Origin of the sequence: Flavobacterium succinicans LMG 10402 (genome assembly GCF_000611675.1) — a bacterium.
GTDB classification, from domain to species: Bacteria; Bacteroidota; Bacteroidia; order Flavobacteriales; family Flavobacteriaceae; genus Flavobacterium; species Flavobacterium succinicans.
This window is the reverse complement of the sequence record NZ_JATV01000004.1, coordinates 33,199-58,370: the sequence shown is the minus strand read 5'-3', so window position 1 is coordinate 58,370 and position 25,172 is coordinate 33,199. Positions and strand designations below refer to the sequence as shown.

24 protein-coding genes and 1 tRNA gene are annotated in these 25,172 nt (G+C 32.3%); 15 read left to right on the top strand and 10 right to left on the bottom strand.

What is annotated here, in order from left to right; all coding sequences use genetic code 11:
* Nucleotides 1–11: 11 nt before the first annotated feature.
* From AO58_RS0104185 to AO58_RS0104170, 4 genes are read right to left on the bottom strand one after another with little or no spacing between them, the layout of a single operon-like run.
* Nucleotides 12–284 (bottom strand): Txe/YoeB family addiction module toxin, encoded by a 273-nt coding sequence (locus AO58_RS0104185; RefSeq protein WP_024980499.1) that lies wholly within the window; start codon nucleotides 282–284, stop codon nucleotides 12–14.
* Entirely contained in the window at nucleotides 275–481 is a 207-nt protein-coding gene (locus AO58_RS0104180; RefSeq protein WP_024980498.1) for a DUF2683 family protein, read from the bottom strand. Before AO58_RS0104180 ends, AO58_RS0104185 begins: the two co-directional genes overlap by 10 nt.
* 42 nt (nucleotides 482–523) lie before the next feature.
* Nucleotides 524–1,972, bottom strand: a complete 1,449-nt coding sequence (sufB, locus tag AO58_RS0104175; protein WP_024980497.1) for a Fe-S cluster assembly protein SufB — start codon at nucleotides 1,970–1,972, stop codon at nucleotides 524–526.
* A 10-nt stretch (nucleotides 1,973–1,982) separates the two neighbouring features.
* Nucleotides 1,983–2,312, bottom strand: coding sequence for a HesB/IscA family protein (locus tag AO58_RS0104170; protein WP_024980496.1), 330 nt, complete (start codon nucleotides 2,310–2,312; stop codon nucleotides 1,983–1,985).
* A gap of 239 nt (nucleotides 2,313–2,551) precedes the next feature.
* Here AO58_RS0104170 and AO58_RS0104165 point away from each other — a divergent pair, with 239 nt between their 5' ends.
* Entirely contained in the window at nucleotides 2,552–3,511 is a 960-nt protein-coding gene (locus AO58_RS0104165) for a YjgN family protein (protein WP_024980495.1), read from the top strand.
* Between the two features lie 4 nt (nucleotides 3,512–3,515).
* Complete coding sequence (locus AO58_RS0104160; protein ID WP_024980494.1) at nucleotides 3,516–4,625, top strand: M48 family metallopeptidase; 1,110 nt, start codon at nucleotides 3,516–3,518, stop codon at nucleotides 4,623–4,625.
* An 83-nt stretch (nucleotides 4,626–4,708) separates the two neighbouring features.
* Here AO58_RS0104160 and rpiB read toward each other — a convergent pair whose 3' ends face one another.
* The gene (gene rpiB, locus AO58_RS0104155) at nucleotides 4,709–5,140 is read right to left on the bottom strand and encodes a ribose 5-phosphate isomerase B (RefSeq protein WP_024980493.1); all 432 of its coding nucleotides are present in this window, start codon (nucleotides 5,138–5,140) and stop codon (nucleotides 4,709–4,711) included.
* A 908-nt stretch (nucleotides 5,141–6,048) separates the two neighbouring features.
* A complete protein-coding gene (locus tag AO58_RS0104150) occupies nucleotides 6,049–6,282 on the bottom strand; it encodes a hypothetical protein (RefSeq protein WP_024980492.1) in 234 nt (77 codons plus the stop codon).
* Between the two features lie 119 nt (nucleotides 6,283–6,401).
* Here AO58_RS0104150 and rnr point away from each other — a divergent pair, with 119 nt between their 5' ends.
* The 3 genes from rnr to AO58_RS0104135 are packed head-to-tail and all read left to right on the top strand — an operon-like array spanning nucleotide 6,402 to nucleotide 9,989.
* Complete coding sequence (rnr, locus tag AO58_RS0104145; protein ID WP_024980491.1) at nucleotides 6,402–8,582, top strand: ribonuclease R; 2,181 nt, start codon at nucleotides 6,402–6,404, stop codon at nucleotides 8,580–8,582.
* Nucleotides 8,583–8,589: 7 nt separating this feature from the next.
* On the top strand, nucleotides 8,590–9,255 hold the full coding sequence (locus AO58_RS0104140) for a head GIN domain-containing protein (protein ID WP_024980490.1): 666 nt from the start codon (nucleotides 8,590–8,592) through the stop codon (nucleotides 9,253–9,255).
* A 59-nt stretch (nucleotides 9,256–9,314) separates the two neighbouring features.
* Nucleotides 9,315–9,989: a LysE family translocator gene (locus AO58_RS0104135; RefSeq protein WP_024980489.1), complete on the top strand. Its 675-nt coding sequence runs from the start codon at nucleotides 9,315–9,317 to the stop codon at nucleotides 9,987–9,989.
* 518 nt (nucleotides 9,990–10,507) lie between these two features.
* On the opposite strand, the gene AO58_RS17945 is transcribed toward AO58_RS0104135, so the two are convergent.
* Together AO58_RS17945 and folB are read right to left on the bottom strand one after the other, a co-directional pair.
* A tRNA-Cys gene (locus tag AO58_RS17945) sits at nucleotides 10,508–10,578 on the bottom strand.
* Between the two features lie 116 nt (nucleotides 10,579–10,694).
* A complete protein-coding gene (folB, locus tag AO58_RS0104130) occupies nucleotides 10,695–11,054 on the bottom strand; it encodes a dihydroneopterin aldolase (RefSeq protein ID WP_024980488.1) in 360 nt (119 codons plus the stop codon).
* Nucleotides 11,055–11,240: 186 nt separating this feature from the next.
* Between folB and AO58_RS0104125 the strand changes: the two genes are divergently transcribed.
* The 4 genes from AO58_RS0104125 (at nucleotide 11,241) to AO58_RS0104110 (ending at nucleotide 14,530) form a co-directional block, all read left to right on the top strand.
* Nucleotides 11,241–13,280 (top strand): glutamine--tRNA ligase/YqeY domain fusion protein, encoded by a 2,040-nt coding sequence (locus AO58_RS0104125; RefSeq protein ID WP_024980487.1) that lies wholly within the window; start codon nucleotides 11,241–11,243, stop codon nucleotides 13,278–13,280.
* Between the two features lie 303 nt (nucleotides 13,281–13,583).
* The gene (locus tag AO58_RS0104120; RefSeq protein WP_024980486.1) at nucleotides 13,584–13,913 is read left to right on the top strand and encodes a YtxH domain-containing protein; all 330 of its coding nucleotides are present in this window, start codon (nucleotides 13,584–13,586) and stop codon (nucleotides 13,911–13,913) included.
* 8 nt (nucleotides 13,914–13,921) lie between these two features.
* Nucleotides 13,922–14,272 carry a phage holin family protein gene (locus tag AO58_RS0104115; RefSeq protein WP_024980485.1) on the top strand — a complete coding sequence of 117 codons (351 nt, stop codon included), beginning with the start codon at nucleotides 13,922–13,924 and terminating at the stop codon, nucleotides 14,270–14,272.
* A 3-nt stretch (nucleotides 14,273–14,275) separates the two neighbouring features.
* Nucleotides 14,276–14,530: a DUF6327 family protein gene (locus AO58_RS0104110; RefSeq protein WP_024980484.1), complete on the top strand. Its 255-nt coding sequence runs from the start codon at nucleotides 14,276–14,278 to the stop codon at nucleotides 14,528–14,530.
* Between the two features lie 20 nt (nucleotides 14,531–14,550).
* Here AO58_RS0104110 and AO58_RS0104105 read toward each other — a convergent pair whose 3' ends face one another.
* Entirely contained in the window at nucleotides 14,551–15,525 is a 975-nt protein-coding gene (locus AO58_RS0104105) for an SPFH domain-containing protein (RefSeq protein ID WP_024980483.1), read from the bottom strand.
* Nucleotides 15,526–15,738: 213 nt separating this feature from the next.
* Entirely contained in the window at nucleotides 15,739–17,253 is a 1,515-nt protein-coding gene (gltX, locus tag AO58_RS0104100; RefSeq protein WP_024980482.1) for a glutamate--tRNA ligase, read from the bottom strand.
* A gap of 145 nt (nucleotides 17,254–17,398) precedes the next feature.
* Between gltX and AO58_RS18370 the strand changes: the two genes are divergently transcribed.
* The 6 genes from AO58_RS18370 to AO58_RS0104075 all read left to right on the top strand — a co-directional run bounded on the left by AO58_RS18370 (nucleotide 17,399) and on the right by AO58_RS0104075 (nucleotide 25,007).
* Nucleotides 17,399–18,307, top strand: a complete 909-nt coding sequence (locus AO58_RS18370) for a hypothetical protein (protein ID WP_306372107.1) — start codon at nucleotides 17,399–17,401, stop codon at nucleotides 18,305–18,307.
* Nucleotides 18,308–18,388: 81 nt separating this feature from the next.
* Nucleotides 18,389–20,695 (top strand): hypothetical protein, encoded by a 2,307-nt coding sequence (locus AO58_RS16925; RefSeq protein ID WP_306372106.1) that lies wholly within the window; start codon nucleotides 18,389–18,391, stop codon nucleotides 20,693–20,695.
* Nucleotides 20,688–21,107 (top strand): rRNA maturation RNase YbeY, encoded by a 420-nt coding sequence (gene ybeY, locus AO58_RS0104090; protein WP_024980481.1) that lies wholly within the window; start codon nucleotides 20,688–20,690, stop codon nucleotides 21,105–21,107. The genes AO58_RS16925 and ybeY overlap by 8 nt, the downstream gene beginning before the upstream one ends.
* Nucleotides 21,108–21,303: 196 nt before the next feature.
* Complete coding sequence (mnmG, locus tag AO58_RS0104085) at nucleotides 21,304–23,175, top strand: tRNA uridine-5-carboxymethylaminomethyl(34) synthesis enzyme MnmG (RefSeq protein ID WP_024980480.1); 1,872 nt, start codon at nucleotides 21,304–21,306, stop codon at nucleotides 23,173–23,175.
* Nucleotides 23,176–23,352: 177 nt separating this feature from the next.
* Nucleotides 23,353–24,201, top strand: coding sequence for a class I SAM-dependent methyltransferase (locus AO58_RS0104080; protein WP_024980479.1), 849 nt, complete (start codon nucleotides 23,353–23,355; stop codon nucleotides 24,199–24,201).
* Nucleotides 24,202–24,440: 239 nt separating this feature from the next.
* Complete coding sequence (locus AO58_RS0104075) at nucleotides 24,441–25,007, top strand: OmpH/Skp family outer membrane protein (protein ID WP_024980478.1); 567 nt, start codon at nucleotides 24,441–24,443, stop codon at nucleotides 25,005–25,007.
* The last annotated feature ends 165 nt before the right edge of the window (nucleotides 25,008–25,172 follow it).

Sequence of the window (25,172 nt, the reverse complement as noted above, 5' to 3'; positions counted from 1 at the left end):
TTGTTTTGTTTTTATTCGTAGTGTCCTTTTAACGATAATATATCAAGGATTTCTATTGTATTTTCTTCTGTAACTTTATAAATAATTCTATGCTCTTTATTTATTCTTCTGGACCACCTTCCCGAGAGTTGGTGCTTTAATTGCTCTGGTTTTCCAAGCCCTTCAAAAGGATGCAATTGAATATCTTCAATCAAGGAATATATTTTATTCAATACAGATTTATTACCTGATTTTACCCAAAAATTTAAATCTTCTTTGGCTTTCCTTGAAAATTCTATTTGCATAATTCTTTCAATTCCTCCATTGTCATTCTAGCTCCTTTCCCTTCTTTAATACTCTGTTCAGCTTCCAATATTTCTTTTACAAATTCTGGATTATAAGGTTTTTCTACTTCTTGAACGATTTCAAAACCCAATGATTTCGATAATGATTTCAAGACTGGAAAATCTTTTTTCTTAACGTTTTTTAAAATGAGTTCCATAACAATCTGAATTAAATAATGCTTTTGTAAATTTATAAAAAATTATCCCACAGAACCTTCTAACGAAATTTCTAATAATTTTTGTGCTTCTACAGCAAACTCCATCGGTAATTTATTCAAAACGTCTTTGCTAAATCCGTTTACAATTAACGCAATCGCTTTTTCGGTTGGAATACCTCTTTGGTTACAATAAAACACCTGATCTTCTCCAATTTTACTTGTTGTGGCCTCGTGTTCTATTTTTGCTGTTGGATTTTTACTTTCGATGTACGGAAAAGTATGAGCACCGCAATTATTACCCATTAATAAAGAATCGCATTGCGAAAAATTACGAGCATTTTCGGCTCTTGGGCTAATTTGTACTAAACCTCTATAGCTGTTTTGTGATTTTCCTGCCGAAATTCCTTTAGAAATAATAGTCGATTTGGTGTTTTTTCCCAAATGGATCATCTTTGTTCCTGTATCGGCTTGTTGGAAATTATTCGTTACTGCAATAGAGTAAAACTCTCCTACTGAATTATCTCCTTTTAAAACTACCGAAGGATATTTCCAAGTTACCGCTGAACCAGTTTCTACTTGCGTCCACGAAATTTTAGCATTGGTTTCGCAAATCCCTCTTTTGGTTACAAAATTATATACACCGCCTTTTCCTTCTTTATTTCCTGGGTACCAGTTTTGAACGGTTGAATATTTAATCTCTGCATTATCCATGGCGATTAATTCTACCACGGCGGCATGCAATTGATTTTCATCACGACTTGGAGCCGTACATCCTTCCAAATAAGAAACGTAACTTCCTTCGTCTGCTATTAAAAGTGTTCTTTCAAATTGCCCTGTTCCTGCCTGATTGATTCGGAAGTATGTAGACAATTCCATTGGACACTTCACTCCTTTTGGAATATAACAAAAAGAACCGTCTGAGAATACCGCCGAGTTTAAAGCAGCATAAAAATTATCTTTTTGTGGCACTACTGTTCCTAAATACTTACGTACTAATTCTGGATGTTCTTTGATGGCTTCGGAAATACTCATAAAAATAATTCCTTTTTCTGCCAATGTTTTCTTGAAAGTTGTAGCTACCGAAACCGAATCAACTACAATATCCATAGCCACATTGTTCATCATTTTTTGCTCATCCACAGAGATACCTAACTTTTTGTACATTTCTAAAAGTTCTGGATCCACATCGTCTAATGTCTTGTTTGGATCTACTGCTTTTGGTGCAGAATAATAAGAAATGGCTTGAAAATCTGGCTTTTCATAATGCACATTCGCCCATTCTGGCTCGATCATTTCTTGCCAAGCACGAAAAGCTTCGATGCGCCAATCGGTCATCCATTGTGGTTCTTCCTTTTTTTGAGAAATGGCGCGAACAATATCTTCATTTAAACCAATAGGAAACGTTTCGGATTCCAAATTGGTATAAAAACCATATTCATATTCTTTTGTTTCTAGTTCGATCTTTAAATCGTCCTCGGTATATTTGCTCATATTTTTTTATTTATAGAGAAAAAGATTCTCCACATCCACAAGTTCTTTGTGCGTTTGGATTATTAAAAACAAAACCTTTTCCATTTAATCCTCCAGAAAATTCTAAAATGGTTCCGGCTAAATAAAGGAATGATTTTTTTTCAACAGCAATTGTGATGTTGTTGTCTACAAAAATTTGGTCGTTATCGCCTTTGTTTTTATCAAATTTTAGATCATAAGATAAACCAGAGCAACCCCCGCTTTTTACTCCTACTCTAACATAGTCAGTAGCAGCATCGAAGCCATCATCTTTCATTAAATCGATGATTTTTGTTTTAGCTGTATCAGAAACCTTTATCATTTGTAATTATATATTTTGGTTATTTTATTAGTGTTTTAGGCCGTTTAAAGGCCTTAATTTTCGGCTATATTGATTTTGTCTAAATTAACTGCAAATGTATTACTTTAAAAAGATTTTGGCACTCCTCTTAACATTTTAATGTTTGATAACTCAATAAGAAAAATTTATACTCCTATTGTTTAAAAAAATTATATATTTAAAAATTATTAATATTAACAAGAAAATTAATTATTTTAAAAATGGAACAAAAAAACCAACTACCAAAAAATTACCAGTTATCCTATACTGGAAAAGGAAGCCAATTTTTTAGTATTATTATTGTCAATTGGTTACTAACCCTTATTACACTTGGTTTGTACTATCCATGGGCAAAAGCCAAACAACTCCACTATCTTTATGGCGAAACACAGCTTAATGGCGATTCCTTTGCCTTTCACGGTACTGGAAGAGAAATGTTTAAAGGTTTTATCAAAGCCATACTTCTGTTTATCTCTTTATTTGGTATAGTTTATTTATTTATATTCCTTGAACTTCCTGCTGTAGGTATTATTCTTTTTTACTTGGGCTTTTTAGCACTTATGCCATTAGCCATTCATGGTTCCTATCGTTATAGAATGTCTAGAACTTCTTGGAGAGGGATTCGATTTGGTTATAGAGGCGATCGTAAGGAGTTTACCCTTAGCTTCTTTAAATGGATATTTTTCACCATAATCACCTTTGGAATTTATACTTTTTGGATGTCTATGAATATGAGAAGATATGTAATAGGAAATATTCGTTTTGGAGATGCTGAATTTAATTATGCCGGTAATGGTGATGATTATATTTTGATTTTCTTTAAAGGCTATTTCTTGACGGCTATTACTTTTGGTATTTATTTCTTTTGGTGGCAAAAAGAATTGTTTGATTATTATGTTTCTAATATTAGCCTTCATCAAGAAGATAAAGAATTGCAGTTAACCTCCACAGCTACTGGCGGAGATTTCTTAACTTTAGGAATCACCAATGTATTAATCATACTTTTTACTTTAGGTTTTGGCTATGCATGGGTAGCCACAAGAACGTTAAAGTATGTATTTGATCACATAGAAATAGAAGGCGATATTGACTTGGATACCCTAGTGCAAACCGAAGAAAATTTCAAAGATGCTACGGGTGAAGATCTTAGTGATTTCTTAGATTTAGGATTTATTATTTAAAAAAATGAGCATCACTTCTAAAGGTATATTTTATGATGGACGCTCAGCTGTACCAACTACAGTTGAGCTGTTTTTTGAGGCAGTAAAAGGACATATTATCTTTCAAACAGAGTTGAAGAATACTGAAGTTGTAATCGATTTCTCTTTAACTAAAAGTATAAACACGACGACGTGGCTCATCAATACCATTCAATTTGAAAATAGAGGTACCACCCTACTTTTACAACACGGAGATGATCCCATTCAACTCATTAAAGTAACGGATCAAGTATTAATCACTGCTATTCATCAGTACAGAAAAGAAAAAGGCTTGATCAATTGGTATCAAACTTTAGTACAAAAACCACTAAAATTTCATATCCTATTAGCTCTTTTCTTAATAACAACCATTGGTTTGACGTATTTGTATGTTTTGCCTTGGGTTGCTGAAAAATCGGTAGTCCTTATTCCAGAAGATTATGATGATACCTTGGGTGAAAATTTTATAGATGAACAATCTATATTTGGAAAACCACAAATAGAAAAAACGAAAGCACTCAATGATTTTGCTGCCTGTTTACAACTCAATAATAGAAAGAAACTAAAATTCAAAGTCATCGATTCAGAAATCATGAATGCCTATGCCCTACCCGATGGTACTATTGTAGTGTATACCGGTATTTTGAACGAAATGAAAAGTTATGATGAATTAGTAGCATTAATTGGACATGAAACGGCGCACGTCAACCAACGTCATGCAATGAAAATGCTGTGTCGAAACCTTTCGGGTTATCTATTTATTTCAACTATTTTAGGTGATGTGAATGGCGTTATGGCTGTTATTGGTGACAATGTCAATACGCTGCAATCACTATCTTTTTCAAGAACTTTTGAGCGAGAAGCGGATGAAGAAGGTTTTCGAATTGTTACGCAAAATCAGGTCAACCCAAAAGGAATGGTTACTTTATTTCAACGTTTACAAAAAGAACACGGCATTGAAATACCCGAATTTTTGAGTACACATCCTATAACAGAAAACAGAATTGAAAGCATTAAAAAACAGATAGCATCACAAAAAAAACAGTACACAGAACACCTCAAACTAAAAGTATTGTTTGAAATACTTCAAAAATAGCATGTAAAAAAAAACCGCTTAGTTTATTTAATTACTAAGCGGTTTTTTTATATCAACTGGTGCGAAGCACCTCGAAAAAATTTTTATTGACAAGCAATTTTAATCACTCTATTCTGGTGTCTTCCACCCTCAAAATCAGTGGTTAAAAAAGTCTCTACAATTTCTACCGCTTGTTGAATAGAAGTAAAACGTGCTGGAATACTCAACACATTAGCATCATTATGTAAACGGGTTAAATAGGCAATTTCTTTGGTCCAACAAAGACCTGCTCTTACTCCAGCGTGTTTATTAACCGTCATAGCTATACCGTTACCACTTCCGCAGATTACAATCCCAAAATCGGCTGCACCATTTTCAACATCTGTAGCAACAGGATGACCAAAGTCTGGATAATCAACAGAAGCTTCTGTATCTGTACCATAATTAGTTACTACATGTCCTTTAGCTTCTAAATACTGAACAATTGCTTTTTTATAATCTGGTCCTGCGTGATCGTTACCGATAGAAATTTTCATTAGTTATTGTATTAAGTTGTGAGGCAACAAATTTAACTAAAGTAATTGAGTTATGTTTATAAATTTTGCTTTTACCAGCAGTAAAAAAGTATAACTTTTAAAGTAAATAAACCAATCTAATAAAAGCAAGATTGACCAAATCAACACAAAAAATCATACAGTAAATAAGAATATTATAAACTCTTTAATCTTCTAAACCCTACCGACTGTTTATTTTTATTAAATTTTCTATTGCGTTTCCATCAACATACAATAATAAAGACATCATAAAAAACGAAATAACGGGATCAAAACCTTCTAAAAAAAGATACTCAGTAACCGCCTCACATAGAATATTTTAACTAAAATATACGATTTTTACATTTTTATAAAATACTTAAAATCAGCACATTTATTTCATTACAAATGTTAATTTTTTACATTGTTAATAGCAAAACGTAATTAGTTGATATTCAGTTAACTTTAAATTAACAAATATTGTTGATAAGTTGAGAAAGAAAATTAGAAGTTTTTTTAGTTTCCTTCGAAAAAAATTGTAATCCAAAATGGGATCGAATTACACAAGAAAAGTTTGTTGAATTTTTAGAATAGTTATCAATAGTCGTAATAGAGTTGTTAACATTGAAAAACAAAAAACTTTTTTACAAATGCAATATAAAATAGATTATCAACGATTGTTAATTAAATATTAAAAACACCTCTTTTACAAAGCTTTAGTATTAAAAATCATTGTTAATAACTCCATATAAGTTCAATTAACTTCATAATTTCTATTTTTTACAAAAAATTATTGCCATTATTAACACGCTATAATAACCATCAAAAAATATTTAATTTTAAATTTTTCTTTTTTATTATTTAAATGAATGTTGACAACTTTGATTTTTGAAAAGTAAGATAAAATCGAATCAGACAATTTTTAAATGAGTATTGAGATCATTCAAGATTAGTTGTACTGCTTCAAAATCGTTTGGGTGGACTTTGAGTTGGATGCCGCCAATGGCATGGGTATAAAAAGGAGCAACCGATAGCATGGTTTCATTTTCGAAAAAAAAGGGAATTTTTTCAAGCTCTAAAATGTGACGTAAAACCACAATTTCATGTGGATAATTGAATACCGCAATAGTCTTAAAATCTTGCATAACAGTTATTTGTATAAAGATATAGAAATTAAGAATACGTTATATTTAATTTAAAACGAAAGGGCATTCGTGTTTAACCGTTACTATTTTGTAATTTTAGACTTTATTAGAAAAGATATATGCGTAAAAGACTGAGAAAGCCAATCAAAAAAGAAAAAGATTTTAGCGATAAAATTTTAAAAATATTGGCACAAAATCCTAATAAGGGTTTTAATTATAAACAAATAGGGGCAAAGCTAGCACTTGATGATACGCAAAGTAGAAATCAAATCATTAAGGATTTGAAACTATTAGCAGCTTCCAAAAAAATCATAGAATCAGAACCAGGAAGTTATTTGGTCAAAGCCATAAGTCAGGATTATTACGAAGGAACGATAGATATGACCGGTCGTAAGACGGCTTATTTTATTTGTCCTGATTTTGAAGAAGACGTTTTTATTCCAACCAATAATTTGAATCGTGCCTTAGACAAAGACAAAGTAAAAGTCTATGTCTATAATCGAAGAAAAGGAAAACGTCCTGAAGGCGAAGTCATTGAAGTAGTCGAAAGAGCCAAAACTGATTTTGTAGGTGTCATTGACATTCAAAAGAATTTTGCTTTTGTATCGACCGCCAATCCAAAAATGTACACGGATATTTTTATTCCAAAAGATAAAATAGGAGAGGCAGAGCAAGGAGATGTCGTTTTGGTTCACATCGAAGATTGGCCTAAAAGAGCGGATAGTCCTTTTGGTAGAGTTGAAAAAGTACTCGGTAAACCAGGAGAACACGATACAGAAATTCACGCTATTTTGGCCGAATATGGTTTGCCTTCTGAGTTTCCAATAGAAGTTGAAACCTTTGCTCAAAAAATTGATACTACGATTCAAGAAAGTGAAATTGCGAAACGTCGCGATATGCGAGATACGCTGACTTTTACTATTGATCCAAAAGATGCCAAAGATTTTGATGATGCCTTGTCTTTCAAAAAATTAGAGAATGGTAATTTCGAAATAGGGGTTCACATTGCTGATGTTTCGTATTATCTAGAAGAAGGAACCATACTTGATGATGAAGCCTATCAACGCGCCACTTCGGTATATTTGGTAGATAGGGTAGTGCCAATGTTACCTGAGGTTTTATCAAATTTCGCTTGTTCGTTACGTCCTCAAGAAGAGAAATATACCTTTTCGGCTATTTTTGAATTGGATGCCAAAGCCAAAGTTGTGAACCAATGGTTTGGAAGAACAGTTATTTTTTCGGACCAACGTTTTGCGTATGAAGAAGCACAATACATCATTGAAACCAAAGACAATACGATTCCAATAGAAACTTCAATCACAGGAAGTAGCTATGTGGTGGCTGACGAAATTGTAGAAGCTACTCTTAAAATGGATGAATTAGCCAAAATTTTAAGAAGAAATAGAATGAATGAAGGGGCTATTTCTTTTGATAAAGTAGAAGTAAAATTCAATTTAGATCAAGAAGGAGAACCTGAAGGCGTGTACTTCAAAATAGCCAAAGATGCCAATCATTTGATTGAAGAATTCATGCTTTTGGCCAACAGAAAAGTAGCGGAATATATTGGGAAACAAAAGAAAACGTTTATCTACAGAATTCACGATGAACCCAATGAAGATAAGCTAATTGCCATGCAAAATGTGATTGCTAAATTTGGATACAAAATTGACTTTAGAAACAAAGGTGATATCTCCAAATCATTGAATGCTTTGATGGAGGAGGTGAGTGGTAAAAAAGAACAAAATTTGATTGATACTTTAGCCATTCGTTCAATGAGTAAAGCCAAATATTCAACCGATAATATTGGTCATTACGGATTAGCTTTTGATTATTATTCTCATTTTACTTCACCGATTCGTAGGTATCCCGATGTAATGGTGCATAGATTGTTACAGTTTTATTTAGATGGAGGAAAATCAGCTGATGAAGAAACGTATGAAACCAAATGTTTACATTCATCAACCATGGAAGGTTTGGCTACCAATGCTGAACGCGATTCCATCAAATACATGCAGGTGAAATACATGCAAAACCATCAAGATCAAGAGTTTTTGGGTGTCATTTCGGGAGTAACCGAATGGGGAATTTATGTTGAAATCATCGAGAACAAATGTGAAGGTATGGTCCGAATTCGTGATATTAAAGAGGATTATTATACTTTCGATGAAAAGCAATATGCCTTAGTTGGCGCGACTTCACATGATTTATTACAATTAGGAGACGAGATTTATGTAAAAGTTAAAAATGCCGATTTAGTTAAAAAACAATTGGATTTTAATTTTGTAAAAAGAAACAATTAGAAGAAAAATGAAAAAATACATTGCATTGATTACATTACTAATAACTAGTGTTGTACAAGCCCAAATAACTAAGAATATCGGAGATTTTGACAGTGTGAAAATATTTGATAAACTAACTGTTAAGTTGATTCCAGCTGCTGAAACTAAAGTCAGTATTTCGGGCACAAGAGCCAGCGAAGTAGAGGTTATTAACAATAATGGTCAATTAAAATTAAGAATGCCTTTTCCTAAATTAATGGCCGGAAACGATATTAAAATCGAACTACATTTCAAGAAAATTGAAAGTATAGATGCCAGTGAAGGCAGTTATGTTTCTTGTGATTTTCAATTCAAACAAACGCTTTTGACACTAAATACTAAAGAAGGTGCTACCATCAAAGTGGAATTAGATACCGAAAAAGCGACTATAAGAGCCGTTTCAGGTGGAATATTAGACCTTAGAGGTACAACCAAAAGTCAGGCGGTTACCATTGCGTCAGGTGGTATCTTAGAAGGTATGGATTTAATAAGCGATCAAGCTACAATAAACGTTTCTGCGGGAGGAAAAGCTGAAATACATGCTACGACCTTAGTAGATGCAAAAGTGAAGGCTGGAGGCTCTATTTATATTTATGGTAAACCCAAACAAATCAATCAAGAAACCATCCTTGGTGGAACTATAATAGAAAAGTAACTTAACTAGACTTTTAGCTATTCACTAATTACTATTCACTAATTACTATACACTATTAAATGATTAATGATATTTTAGCTGGAATTCCTTGGGGAATTTTTTTAAGTTTTATGATTGGCCCTGTGTTCTTTATTTTACTAGAAACTAGTATTAGTAAAGGATTTAGAGCTGCAATGGTATTTGATTTAGGTGTTATTTTTGGCGATATTGTTTTTATTGCTATCGCTTATTTGGGAAGTTATCGTTTGATAACGAGTCTTAAAGATGAACCTTCCTTGTTTATTTTCGGTGGAATTGTGATGTTGGCATACGGTATCATTTCTTTTATAAAATTGCGAAATACCGAGAAATCTCCAGAAGAAATATTGGAAGATGAAATCCTCAAGAAGAACTACGGAAGTTTATTTATGAAAGGTTTTTTCTTGAATATTATCAATATTGGTGTTTTAGGATTTTGGTTGGCAGTTATCATTTCTGTTGGTCCAAAAATGGACATGCAAACGTCTAGAATGCTTACTTTTTTTACATCAGTTATCGTTTCATATTTGTTAATTGATTGTATTAAAATCGTTTTGGCAAAAAAATTAAAATCAAAAATGACACCTACTAACATTCATAAAATTAAAAAAGGAATTGCTGTAGTTTTAATGATTTTTGGAATTGTTTTAATAGCACAAGGTGTTTTTCCAGGCAAAAAAGAAATGGTAAAAAATGCCTTAGAAAAGATAGAGTAGAAGATATTGCTCTTAATATAAATGATAAAAGCTTCTGAATTTCAGAAGCTTTTTTGTTTAAGACTACACTTTATTTAGTATTCTTGATGATCATATTTTTTAAAATAATGAGTAACTAATCAGGTATTTTTTGACATTACTTGCCTCCAACTTTAGTTGGAGAAATGATATTTGAAATTTTTAAAGGCTTTAGCCAAAATTTGTTGTTTTTATTTTGCTAAAGCCAATGCAATAAATCCCCATCATAACTCCAGCTAAAGCTGGAGGCAATTGAAAGTAAGACAAGCTGAATAGTTACAATAATTATAAAAAAAGAGATACATTTATGCATCTCTTTTGAGTCATGGTCCGGATTAGAACACTTTCTTTATCTGATTTTTCTTAAAAATTAACCATGAAAAAACTCCAAGTTTGCTTGAAGTTTTCAGAGTTATAGTTCGGATTCGAACTTTTTCTTTATTTAATTTTTCCTAAAAATTAACCATAAAAAAACCTCCAAGTTTCCTTGAAGGTTTCAGAGGCATCGTCCGGATTCGAACCGGAGTAGGAGCTTTTGCAGAGCCCAGCCTAGCCGCTCGGCCACGACGCCATTGTTTAAACGGATTGCAAATGTAGTATAAAATTTCTAAAATTCAAATTTCATGGTTTAAATTAATACATATTTAGCGGTTCTTTGGTAGATGCCAGTTTGTATTGAAATGTAAACTAAGATCGAGATTTACTCATAATGATAGTAACTTGTTCTACATCACCACCAATAGGAGGGTTAATTTTAGAAACTTCTACTGCTACTTTTGTAATACTTGGTGCTTCTAATAAAGCACGATTTATAATTCTGTTAGCCACATGTTCTAATAATTTGGAGCGAATGGCCATTTCTTCCTCTACAATTTTGTTTAAAAGTACATAATCAACCGTATCTTTTAATTCATCTGATAACGCTGATGTTGATAAATCACAGTCTATTTCTAAGTTTACCAAATAGTCTGAACCTATTTTTCCTTCCTCAATTAAACAGCCATGATAGGAGTAGGTACGTATATTTTTTAATCTAATTTTACTCATTTGTTGTATTTTTATTGGGTAGTATTGATGTGACGATGATGTAAAAATCATTCTTAACTAGAATAGATTCTTATCTCTTTAAGATTAATATTGATACAAAAATAAGCATATTTTAGATGAAGTGTATTCGCTAGGGCTGTTAACTCTAATCTAATTTTCTATCTTTGCTTTTCAAATTACTCAACAATGGCATTAGAAGAAAAATCCCTTCATTTTATTGAACAAATTATAGAAGATAGTATTGCGAATGGTTTTCCAAAGGAGCAGTTACGTTTTCGTTTTCCACCAGAACCTAACGGTTATTTGCATATTGGTCATGCCAAATCCATTTGTCTAAATTTTGGTTTGGGTTTAAAATACAATGCACCTGTAAATCTTCGTTTTGACGACACGAATCCTGCTAAAGAAGAGCAAGAATATGTCGATGCAATCAAGGAAGATGTACAATGGTTAGGTTTTAATTGGTCCGAAGAAGTGTATTCTTCTGATTATTTTCAACAATTGTATGATTGGGCTATTTTGTTAATTAAAAAAGGGAAAGCCTATGTAGATAGTCAATCTTCTGAAGATATGGCTGCTCAAAAAGGAACGCCTACACAACCAGGAGTAGATGGTCCATATAGAAATCGTTCTATTGAAGAAAATCTAGCCTTGTTTGAAGGAATGAAAAATGGTGATTTTCCTGAAGGAAGTCATGTTTTACGTGCTAAAATTGATATGGCTTCCACTAATATGTTGATGCGAGATCCGTTGATGTATAGAATCTTACACCGTCATCATCATCGTACTGGAAACGATTGGAATATTTATCCGATGTATGATTATGCACATGGTGAAAGTGATTATTTAGAACAAATTTCTCACTCTATTTGTACCCTTGAATTTGTGATGCACCGCGAGTTGTATGACTGGTTTTTGGATCAAATTTATGATGCTGAAAAAGTACGTCCTCGTCAATACGAATTTGCTCGATTGAACTTGAATTATACCGTTATGAGCAAACGAAAATTATTGCAATTGGTTCAAGATAAAGTGGTTAATGGTTGGGATGATCCTCGAATGCCTACAATTTCAGGTTTACGAAGAAGAGGCTACACCGCCGCTGCCATCCGTAAATTTTGTGAGACCATTGGTGTAGCGAAACGTGAAAATATTATTGATGTTTCCCTTTTAGATTTTTGTTTACGCGAAGATTTGAATAAGAAAGCGCATCGTGTAATGGCTGTTTTAGATCCTGTCAAATTGGTTATTACTAATTATCCTGAAGATAAAGTAGAGTGGTTAGATGCCGAAAATAATCAAGAAGATGAGACTGCAGGTTATAGAAAAGTTCCATTTGCTCGTGAATTATATATAGAAAAAGAAGACTTTCTTGAAGTAGCTCCAGCTAAATTTTTCAGATTGAGTATTGGAAACGAGGTCCGTTTAAAAAATGGTTATATCATTAAAGGAGAGTCTGTTATCAAAGATGCTGAGGGTGCTATTCTTGAAATTCATGCAACATATGATACAGATTCATTGAGTGGAAGTGGGAGCGAAGCGAGTAAACGTAAAGTAGCGGGTACCTTGCATTGGGTAGCTATTGCGCATGCTTTAGAAGCTGAAGTACGTTTGTACGATCGATTGTTTACAGATGAAGCTCCTGATAGTCATAAAGAAAAGAGTTTTTTAGATTTTAAGAATCCATCCTCTTTGCAAATTGTTACTGGTTTTGTAGAGCCAAGTTTAGCTGGTACAGTATCTGGAACACATTTTCAGTTTCAAAGATTGGGTTATTTTACAACTGATAAAGATACAACTTCTTCAAAATTAGTCTTTAATAAAACAGTTGGTCTTAAAGATGCTTGGGAAGAAAAAGATAAAAAAGAGGCCAATCTTTTAATGAATACCCAAAAGGAGATCAATAAATTTGTCAAAGAAAAAGACCAAAATAATGCTGAGACCATTTTAAATTCAATTGTGAATAATATTGAAAGTATTGCTAATTATAGTTTATTGATACAAACTGTTATTAAAAACATCAAAAATGATAATAATGCTTTATTATTTTCTAATTTGATTTTGAAACATTCTAATCTAGTTTCATTTTCAGATTTTGAATCAGAAGTGTTACAAAAATTATACACGATGTCTTTAAAAAGCCAATTGAGTTTTGTACAACAAGTGGTGAAAGAAAATTTACAGCATGACACGATTCATTTGCCGATTTTTAACTCTCAGTTGTAGTTGTTCAATTGTATAGATTTTTATTATCAAAAGCATCCTTAAAAAGGATGCTTTTTTATTATAGTTTTTTTCTATTTTATTTATATTTTTTATAATTGATTTATATTAAAATTGACTTTCATAAATTATATTTAAGCCATTTATTTATTTTTTACGACTCAATTTACCTTTTTATTTTTTTCGTTTATCTATGGCTCTTATTTTTAATTTCACTCTTATTTTTATTAGTTTTTTAGGTTGTTAACTTTACATTGTTAATAAAGTTGTATCTTTATTCATAGTAACTTTAAATTTTCATAAAATATGTCAAGTAATACAGGTAATACTATTTTAGCGCTTATAACTGGAGCAGCGATTGGAGCTGGTATTGGAATTTTATTTGCACCAGATAAAGGAAGCAATACTAGAAGAAAAATTAGAAAAGGAGTAGAGGAGGCGTCAGATAATTTAAATGAAGCACTTTATGAGGTTTCTGATAAGTTGGTTGAAAAAGTATATTTAACCAAAGATGATTTAGAACAAAGTTTAGATAATTTAGTTTCGAACGCTAGTCATAAAACTGAGGATGTTATTTCTTTCTTAGAAGAAAAGTTAGCTGCACTAAAATTGAAAAATGCTAAATTTCAAAAATAACTTTTACTATGGCTTTAGACGAACTTAAAGATAAAACAGATGATGTTCAAGAACAACTGCAAGCCTATATAGAGAGTAATCTTGCTTATTACAAACTTTGGGGATTCAAAGTTGCGATGAAATCTAGTACTATGATTTTGAAATTTGCTATGATTTTACTTTGCTTTGCTATGGTGTTGTTATTTTGTTCTGTTGCTGCCGCTTTGGCTCTAGGAAATTATTTCAATAGTAATGCTTTAGGTTTTTTAGTGGTAGGAGGTTTGTACCTTGCTGTTACACTCGGTTTGTTTATGATTAAAGATAAAATCGTCGAAGGACCTATTTTAGAGAAATTTTCAGAAATCTTTTTTAACGATTAATTTATGGAAGCAAAAAAATATGCCTCTTATGCAGAGATTGAAAGGGATTTGGAAATTTTAAAATTGCAAAAAGAAATTCACTATCAAAAAGTAGTCTTAAGTTTTCAAAAAACAAGGGAGAGTTTTGAGCCTAAAAATATAATAAATAGTTATTTAGGATCTTTTAAAGAAACCCTTTCCAATAATTATGTGCAATTATTGCAAGCAGCAATACCGTACATTTTAGGTTGGATTATTAATAAAAAAAGAGGCTTATAGCCTCTTTTTTATTGTTATTCTTATGTTGTCTCTTCATTGATATCTGGTAGTTCAATTGTTTTGTTATTGTCTTTTTTTACTTTTTTACGTTCTGTTTTCTTCATCATTTCTCCCACTTGGTTAGAAGCAGAGAAGGATGCTACCATATTGTTTAACATATCGCTGCCTGCTTGCGGTGAGTTGGGTAACAATATTAAATTGGAATTAGTATCCGCACCAATGGCCTGTAGTGTATCATAATGTTGTGTTACAACGATTAATGCTGAAGCTTCTTGTGAATTGATACCTACTTTATTCAATACATCTACACTTTCTACCAATCCTCTTGCAATTTCTCTTCTTTGATCTGCTATACCTTGACCTTGTAAACGTTTACTTTCTGCTTCTGCTTTGGCTTTGGCTACAATTCTAATTCTTGAGGCCTCTGCTTCAAATTCTGCCACTGTTTTCTCTCTATCGGCAGCATTGATTCTATTCATTGCATTTTTTACTTGAATATCTGGATCTATGTCAGTAACTAAGGTATTGATAATGGTGTAGCCATAGGTGGTCATAGCTTCGTTCAATTCTCTTTTTACCGCGATAGCGATATCATCTTTTCTCTCAAAAACATCATCTAAAATTAATTTTGGTACCTCTGCTCGAACAACATCAAATACATAGGAAGTAATTTGATCGTGTGGAAATTCTAATTTGTAAAAGGCATCATATACTGTTTCCTTCACCACCATAAATTGCACAGATACTTTTAGTTTCACAAAGACGTTATCTTTAGTTTTGGTTTCGATAATAACATCTAATTGTTGGATTTTCAAATTTACACGTCCTGCAATTCTGTCAATTAATGGAATTTTTAGTTGAAGTCCAGATTGTCTAATACTGTGAAATCTACCAAAACGTTCTACAATAATGCTTGTTTGTTGCTTCACTGTAAAGAAGGAAGAAAGAAAAATAAACAGTCCGAAGACTAAAGTAATAATTAAAAATACGTCCATAATTTTTGTTTTAAGATTCGTTACTACTTATACGTGTCATATATTTTAATGTTACAATTGATGTAGTTATTGTTTTGTTAATACTTTATTGGATTACTTTAATCATTTTTTTTGATTGTTGGTTTTAATTTTTCTCTTTCATTATATTGCTGAATTTTTATGTACTTTACTGTCTTAACTAAACAAAAAACCCTCCAAGTGGAGGGCTTTTATTTACAATGTGTTTATTGCTTTCTGTAGTCTTGTGATCGTTTCTTGTTTTCCAATGAGTTCTACAATATCGAAAAGGTGAGGGCCTTTGAGAGCACCAACTAAACTCAATCGAAACGGTTGCATAATTTTACCCATTCCAATTTCATTTTTCGTCATCCAATCTTTCACTAATGTTTCAATATGTAATGAAGTAAAATCATCTATTCCTTCTAGTATTGTGATTAATTCTTGCATCAATACTGGTGTTTCTTCCTTCCAATTTTTCTTTGCTTTTTCTTCATAATTTGTAGGAGCTTCGAAGAAATAGTCGGATAGTTCCCAAAATTCTGATACAAAATTGGCACGTTCTTTAATTAAAGAAACAATTTTAGTAAGCTTTTCTATTGCTAGGTTTTCTATTGCTCCGGTTTTCTCAGCGACAATTAATTTAAATTCTTGTGCTAAATCTGCATCTGATTTGTGGATTAAATACTGGTGATTGAACCATTTATTTTTTTCTGGATCAAACTTAGCTCCAGCTTTATGTACTCTTTTTAAGTCAAAACTTTCAGCTAATTCTTCTAATGAAAACAATTCTTTTTCTGTTCCATCATTCCATCCTAATAGCGCTAAGAAGTTAACAACAGCTTCGGGGGAAAAGCCTTTTTCTCTGTAACCAGAGGATGTACCTTCTGCTGTAGTCCATTCTAAAGGAAAAACAGGGAAACCTAGTTTGTCTCCATCTCTTTTGGAAAGTTTTCCGTTTCCAATAGGCTTTAAAATTAGTGGTAAATGTGCAAATTCAGGAGCTTCCCAACCAAAAGCACGATATAATAATACGTGTAGTGGCATGGAGGGTAACCATTCTTCACCACGGATTACATGAGAAGTTTCCATTAAATGATCATCGACTATGTTGGCTAAATGATAGGTTGGCATACCATCACTTTTGAATAATACTTTATCATCTAGTAGATTGGTTTCAAATTTTACATCGCCACGAATGATGTCTTTTAAGTGTAAAGTTTCGTCTGTAGGAGTTTTGAAGCGTATTACATAATCAGCACCTGAGGCTAGTTTTGCTTTGGTTTCTTCTTCAGTTAAAACTAATGAATTGTTAAGTTGTGTTCTATTAGTATGATTGTATATGAATGTTTTTCCTTGTTCTTCACATTCTTTTCTAACTTTATCTAGATCATCTGCGCTATCAAAGGCATAGTAAGCATTCCCAGAATTGATTAGAATATCAGCATATTGTTGGTACAATTCTTTTCTTTCGCTTTGTTTGTAAGGGCCAAATTTTTCATTTTTTCCAACGGTTTCATCTGGTGCTATGCCTAGCCATTCTAGTGCTTCTAGTATGTATTCTTCTGCACCTGGTACAAATCTATTTTGATCCGTGTCTTCAATTCTTAAGTAGAAAGTACCTTTGTTTTTTTTGGCAAACAAATAATTAAATAGTGCGGTTCTTACTCCGCCTATATGTAAAGGTCCTGTTGGACTTGGTGCAAATCGCACTCTTACGGGTCTTGACATCTTTTTTATTTTTTTACAAATATACGATTTTAGCCTTCGTAATGTTTTTTTCTTCTTTTAGTGGTGCTCTTTTATGCCTTTTTTTTATGTTTTTGAATTGGATATTATCGTAATTTTATAGGTTATATTTTAAATATTTTATCTCTTGGAATCTCGTATCATTATATATCAAAAGTTAGAGGCTTTTACTCGTAAATTTTATACCAATGAATTAGTTCGTGGAAGTTTACTTTTTATGGGTTTTGGTCTACTGTATTTTTTATTTACCTTATTTATTGAATATTTTCTGTGGCTTCAACCTGCGGCACGTACTTTTTTATTTTGGACGTTTATTTTTGTAGAATTGTTTTTATTGGTTCGATTTATTGCTTTTCCAATATTTAAAATTGTCAAACTTAAAAAGGGTATTTCTTACGAGCAAGCTGCTCAAATTATTGGAAATCATTTTCCAGAAGTAGGGGATAAGTTGCTTAATTTTCTTCAATTGGCTCAACCTTCTACTATTTCTTCTGAATTATTAGTTGCCTCTATTGAGCAGAAGTCACAATCTTTTGTAATGATTCCTTTTAGTAATGCGATTAATTTTAAGAAAAATAAGCGATTTCTTCCTATTGCTTTGATTCCTTTATTTTTCATTTTACTTTTTTATGTCTCCGGTAATACGGCTATTATTTCACAAAGTTTCAATCGTGTGATACACTATAATGCTACTTTTGTTAAACCAGCGCCATTTGAATTAGTGATTCAAAATAGTAGTTTATCTGTTCAAGAAAATAAAAAATTTCTATTGCAAGTCAAAGCCGTTGGTAACGTTGTGCCTGAAAATGTATTAATTTACATTGGTAACGAAAGTTATTTTATGGAGGCTATTTCACCTGGTGTGTTTCAATTTAATTTTACAAATACGAGTGAAAATTTAATTTTCCATTTAGAATCTAATGCTGTTATTACTAAAGATTATGAATTGAATGTTATAGCAGTACCTTCTATTGCTAGTTTTGAAATGGTGATGGATTTCCCTAATTATCTTAGTCGAAAGCGTGAGGTTGTTTAGGGCACTGGAAATGCAATTATTCCTGAAGGCACCAAAATTTCTTGGAAAATTGTTGGTAATGCAACTGATTTCATTTCGTTTATGATAGGGAAGGAGTCTTATCCGTTTGTTGCTACAGATCAATCATTTAATTTTAGTAAAATATTCAATCAAAATACAGATTATCAAGTTATTACCTCTAATTCTAGCATTAAAAACTTTGAAAAACTCACTTATCAACTCGTTGTTGTCAAAGATCAGTATCCAAGTATAGAATTGATCGATATTCCTGCAGAGGTAAAGCAACAAAGCAACCATTTGGTAGGTAAGATTAATGATGATTATGGTATTTCTAAGCTTCAAATAGTATACTACGAAAAGGGTAAACCTCAGTTTGCTAAACGTGGAACATTAAATAGTAACCATGGTGTATTTGATCAATTTGTTTTTTCATTTCCTTCTAATCTTCCAGTGGAGGAGGGTGTTGATTATGATTTCTATTTTGAAGTATTTGATAATGATGCCTTGCATAATTTTAAGAGTACTCGTTCAATAGTTTTTTCTAATCATATTGATTCGAAAACGGAACAACAAGATGCCATTTTTGAACAACAAAATTCAAATTTAAATAGTTTGGATAAAACTTTAGAACAACAAAGTAAACAGTTTTCAGATTTAGAGAAGCTAAAAAAGCTTGGAAAAGAGAAGAAAGATTTTGAATTTAAAGAGCAAAAATTAGCTCAAGATTTTATTCAAAGACAAAAGCAACAAGATGATTTAATGAAATCTTTTGCTGAAAAAATTAAAGATAATCTACAAAAAGAGTCGACAGAAACCAAAGATGAAACGAAAGCTATTCTTGAAAAACGTCTTGAGAAAGCTACTGAATCTATTGATAAAAACAAGAAGTTATTAGACGAATTAAACCAACTTAATGATAAATTAAACAATGAAGAGTTTCAAGAAAAACTACAACAATTCAAACAATCCAGTAGCAATCAAGTTAAAACTTTGGAGCAATTAGTCGAGTTAACAAAACGGTATTATGTCGATAAGAAAACCAACCAAATTGCAGATAAATTAGAGAAGCTTTCTCAGGAACAGCAAAAATTATCCGATTCACCTTCTCCGAACGCAGTGGAACAGCAGGATAAGTTATCTGATGAATTTAAGAATATACAAGAGCAGTTAGAGGATGTAAAAAAAGAAAATAAATCTTTAAAAAATCCTCTCGAACTTCCCAACACTCAGCCTTTGGAAAATTCTATTTCAAATGATATGAAGTCAGCTAAAGAGCAGTTGAATAAAAAACAAATGCAATCTGCTAAATCGAATCAAAAAAAGGCAGCCAACGAATTGAAGTCTTTAAGTAGTCAATTAAAAGAATCTATGGCTGAAAACGAGCAAGAACAATTAGAAGAAGACGTTAAAATGTTACGCCAAGTTTTAGATAATTTACTGTCTTTTTCTTTCTCTCAGGAGGAGGTGATGAAGCAATTTAAAATATCTAAAGTTGGTTCTTTTGGTTATAATGTTAACTTAAAAAAGCAACAAAATTTAAAGACTCAATTTAAACATGTAGACGATTCCTTATTCACGCTCTCTTTGCGTAATGCTAAAATTCAAGATGAGATAACCAAGGAAGTAGGTAATGTGCAATACAATTTGGATAGTGCCATTGATAAATTAGGTAACGGTGTAATTTCTAAAGGGGTTTCACATCAACAATTTTCTATTGCATCATCCAATAAGTTAGCTGATTTTTTGAGCGAGTTATTGAGTAATATGCAGATGAATTTATCTGGCATGAAAAGTGGGAATCCTAAACCGGGGCAAGGTAAAGGCATGCAATTACCTGATATTATTTCAAAACAAAAAGGTTTAGGTGATAAGATGAAAAAACAAATGAATCGCGAGAATAAGCCTGGTGAGGGTGATCCTAAATCTGGTAGTAAAGGTCAAAAGGATGCTAATGGCAATGAAGGTCAAGACGGCGAAGGTGATGCTAAAGCGATAATGCAGATTTATAAAGAGCAAAAGGAATTACGCGACGCGCTACAAAATGAGTTATCAAAACAAGGTCTAACTGGAAATGGACAGAAGGTTTTAGAGCAGATGAAACAACTTGAAAAACAACTTTTGAATAAAGGTTTTAAGAATGATGTTTTACAACGTTCACTTTCTATTAATCAAGAATTATTAAAACTTGTAACCGCTTTACAACAACAAGGCGAGGACACCAAACGTAAAGCTGAATCCAATTCTAAAGCATTCAACAATACATCAAAGCCGCTTCCTGCTAGTTTGTTACAATACTTAAACAGTGTTGAGATATTAAACAGACAATCACTACCTTTGCAGCCAAATTTCAACCAAAAGGTTCAAAAATATTTTAATAAAAATGATTGATTTTAATTACGAATCAGATTTTGTTTTAGAGAATGAAACTGCTATTGCAGAATGGATTTCTCAGGTTGTTGTTTCTGAGAATAAAACGGAAGGAGATATTAATTACATATTTTGTGATGATGAATATCTTCACCAAATTAATGTAGAGTATCTGGATCATGATACACTCACGGATGTTATTAGTTTCGATTATTCTTTAGGCAACGAAATTCATGGTGATATTTTTATATCTGTAGAGCGTGTTCAAGATAACGCTGTTGATTATAATGTTCCTTTTGAGGACGAATTAAGACGCGTAATTATTCATGGAATTCTTCATTATTGTGGTTATAAAGATAAATCAGAAGCTGATGAATTACTAATGAGAAAAAAAGAAGATGAAAAGTTAGCGCTGTTTCACGTGGAACAGTAAAATATTTTTTCACTCGTATTGTTTCACGTGAAACAATGTTTTAATTTTTTTATTGTCTTTTTTATTTGTTTCACGTGAAACATTTTATTAAAACCAGACTTTCTTTAATTTATTATTCATGTTCCACGTGAAACCTTTTTAATAAGTTTCACGTGGAACACTTAACAAAGAATATTATTCTTTTAAAATTTTTACAATGTTTTTAAGTGAGTATGATGTGATTGTTGTGGGAGCTGGGCATGCCGGTTCTGAAGCTGCTGCTGCTGCTGCAAATTTGGGTTCGAAGACGCTTTTGGTTACGATGAGTTTGCAGAACATTGCGCAAATGTCTTGTAATCCCGCTATGGGTGGAATTGCTAAAGGGCAAATTGTTCGTGAGATTGATGCGCTTGGTGGGTACTCAGGTATAGTTTCTGATCGTACTGCGATTCAATTTAAAATGTTGAATAAATCCAAAGGTCCTGCGATGTGGTCGCCAAGGGTTCAAAGTGATCGTATGCGATTTGCTGAAGAATGGAGAATGATGTTGGAGGGTACTGCTAATTTGGATTTTTATCAAGAGATGGTTTCGGGTTTGATTTTTGAGAATGGCGCGATTAAGGGAATTAAAACTTCTCTTGGTGTTGAAATTCGTTCGAAGTCTGTAGTTTTAACCAATGGTACTTTTTTGAATGGTTTGATTCATATTGGTGAAAAACAATTCGGCGGTGGTAGAGCAGGGGAGAGTGCTGCGTATGGTATTACTGAAGATTTAGTAAATGTTGGTTTTGAATCTGGAAGAATGAAAACAGGAACGCCTCCTAGAGTAGATGGACGTTCTTTGGATTTTTCTAAAATGAATGAAGAAAGAGGAGATGCTAAACCGCATAAATTTTCATATTCAGATTTAACCTCTCCGTTAAAACAGCAGCGTTCTTGTTATATGACGTATACTTCTAATGAGGTGCATAGTATATTAAGAGAAGGGTTTGATCGTTCGCCAATGTTTAATGGTCGTATCAAAAGTTTAGGTCCTCGCTATTGTCCTTCCATTGAAGATAAAATTAATCGCTTTGCTGATAAAGAGAGACATCAATTGTTTGTAGAGCCAGAAGGTTGGAATACATGTGAAATGTATGTGAATGGATTTTCAACTTCTTTGCCTGAAGATATTCAGTACAAAGCGTTACGTTCAGTAGTTGGATTTGAGAATGTAAAATTCTTTCGTCCGGGGTATGCTATCGAGTATGATTATTTTCCACCAACACAATTAAAGCATACGCTTGAAACTAAATTGGTTGAAGGTTTGTTTTTTGCTGGTCAAATTAATGGAACAACCGGTTATGAGGAAGCAGCTGCTCAAGGATTGATGGCGGGTATCAATGCGCACTTGAAAGTACACGACAAAGCACCTCTTATTTTGAAACGTGATGAAGCGTATATTGGAGTATTGATCGATGATTTGATTACTAAAGGTACAGAAGAGCCTTATCGAATGTTTACTTCTAGAGCTGAATATCGTACTTTGCTTCGTCAGGATAATGCTGATTTTCGTTTGACCCCACTATCTTTTGAAATTGGTTTGGCTTCTGAATCTCGATTACGCAGAATGGAAAAGAAATTAAACGAGTCTGAAAAGATGGTTGCCTTTTTTAAAGAAACTAGTGTTAGTGTGGCTGAAACCAATCCTATTTTAGCAGCAAAGGATACCTCATTGATAACACAGGGAGATAAAATGTTTAAAGTTTTTTCTCGTCCTCAAATTGATTTAGATGATATTTTGCAATTCGAAAAGGTGAAGCATTATATTGAAGAGAATGAATTAGACGATGAAATATTAGAGCAAGCCGAGATTCAAGTTAAATATTCTGGTTATATCGAAAAAGAAAGAAATAATGCTGATAAACTGACTAGGTTAGAAGAAGTAAAGATTCCTGAGAATTTCGATTACTCAAAAATTAAATCCATGTCTATAGAAGCACGTCAAAAACTAGATAAGATTCGTCCCGTTACTATTTCGCAGGCCTCTCGTATCAGTGGTGTTTCGCCAAGTGATGTCTCTGTACTTTTAATTTATATGGGTCGATAATTTTTAAGTTTAGTGTTCTTCTTTTTTTACAAATTAATTTATTGTTTATTTTTTTAGTTTTTCTGGGATACGATTAAAAATCGATACATAATATGTTCCACGTGAAACTTAATTTTAAATCAACGAGAATTGTTATCTGATAAAAGGATAACAATTTTTACTTTATAACACACCCCAATGACAATTTTGAATAAAAAACATTTTTTAACCGTACAAGATTATTCGGTTTCTCAAGAGCAATTCGATTTGTATCACGATGAATCTTTGGATATGCTCATCACACATCCGCAACCCAGTTTAGATAATTTAGGGAAGTATTACGAAAGTGTAGATTATATTTCGCATACCGATTCTAAAAGAAGCCTTTTTGAAAAAGCCTATCATTTTGTAAAAGGAATTGCTTTGAAAAATAAATTGCAATTAATTAACTCAGAACAGCCATCCAAAGGAAAACTTTTGGATATAGGTGCAGGAACAGGAGATTTTTTATTGGTAGCTAAAAATAATGGTTGGGAAACAGTAGGAATTGAACCTAGTGAGAAGGCAAAAAAAATTGCCATTACTAAAGGTATTTCTTTTGAGGAAACAACTTCCAATTTACCTGATCATAGTTTTGATTGTATTACGATGTGGCATGTTTTAGAACATGTTCCAGATTTAGATTTTCAGATAAAGGAATTGAAACGATTAGTAAAACCTTCTGGAACTTTAATTATAGCGGTTCCTAATTTCAAATCTTATGATGCGGAATATTATCAAAATTTTTGGGCGGCCTACGATGTGCCCATTCACTTTTGGCATTTTTCTAAAAAAGCGATCGAACTGCTTTTTCAAAAAGAGAATTTCAATTTGACAAAAGTTCTACCTATGAAATTTGATTCTTTTTATGTGAGTCTGCTTTCTGAAAAATACAAAAAAGGAAAAATGAATTATATTAAAGCATTTTTTATTGGTTTGCGTTCTAATTGGAAAGCGCGTCGTTCAATGGAGTATTCTTCGCTTATTTATGTTCTTAAAAAGAGCTAAAATCGATTTTAAGCCATTTTAAGCCTAGTTTTTACTTAAAAACGTATCAGAAGTACTCTTTTTTAAAATATTTCCGCATTTTAAAGCTATGTGTGTCAGTTTTAATCGAGTATTTTTATGGTTTGTTTTTGTTTTATAAGGAAAACTGATTTGGCTTATTTTGCCCATTTTTTAAACTTTAGTTTGATACCAACTATTTTTTTATATTTTTGTAATACATCTAAAATAAATTATCTCCAATGAAAAAATCATTACTTATCCTGGCCCTTGCAATTGCATTTGTGTCTTGTGATAAAAAAGCAGAAGTAAAAGAAGTAAAAACAGCTTATGTGGATACTTCTGAATTAATGAAAGAATACACAGAAGCAAAAGATCTTGAGGCAAAATATAAAACTCAAGCACAGGAAAAAGGACGTCAGTTAGAAGCTGAAATTAATCGTTTCAAACAAGAGGCTGCTAATTTTCAATCTCAAGCGCAAGCTAACGGTCAAGAATGGGCTCAAAAAAAAGGAGCTGAATTACAAAAAAGAGAGCAACAGTTAGGTTATGCGCAACAAGCTTTATCTCAACAATTACAAATGGAAAGCGGGAAAGAAATGGATTCGCTTGTAAGTGGTGTGAAAAAGTTTATCAAAGCGTACGGTAAAGAAAAAGGTTATGCTTACATCTATGGTACTGGCGATGCCGCATCTATCTTGTATGCAGAAGATAAATTTGATATTACGAAAGAAATCATCAAAGCTTTGAATGACAAATACAAAGCTGGAGCAGCTGCAAAAGAAGAAAAAGCAGCCGATAAAAAATAAGCGTAAATGATTCGCAATATAGCCTTCATCTGAAAAGATGAAGGCTTTTTTATTATTATGTGACACGTTTACTGCTGCGATTCAATTTTAAATGCCTATTCTTTTTAAATTTGTTTGAATTTCTCTTAGTAATGGTTTATTTTTTGCTTTTTTATCTTCCAATTC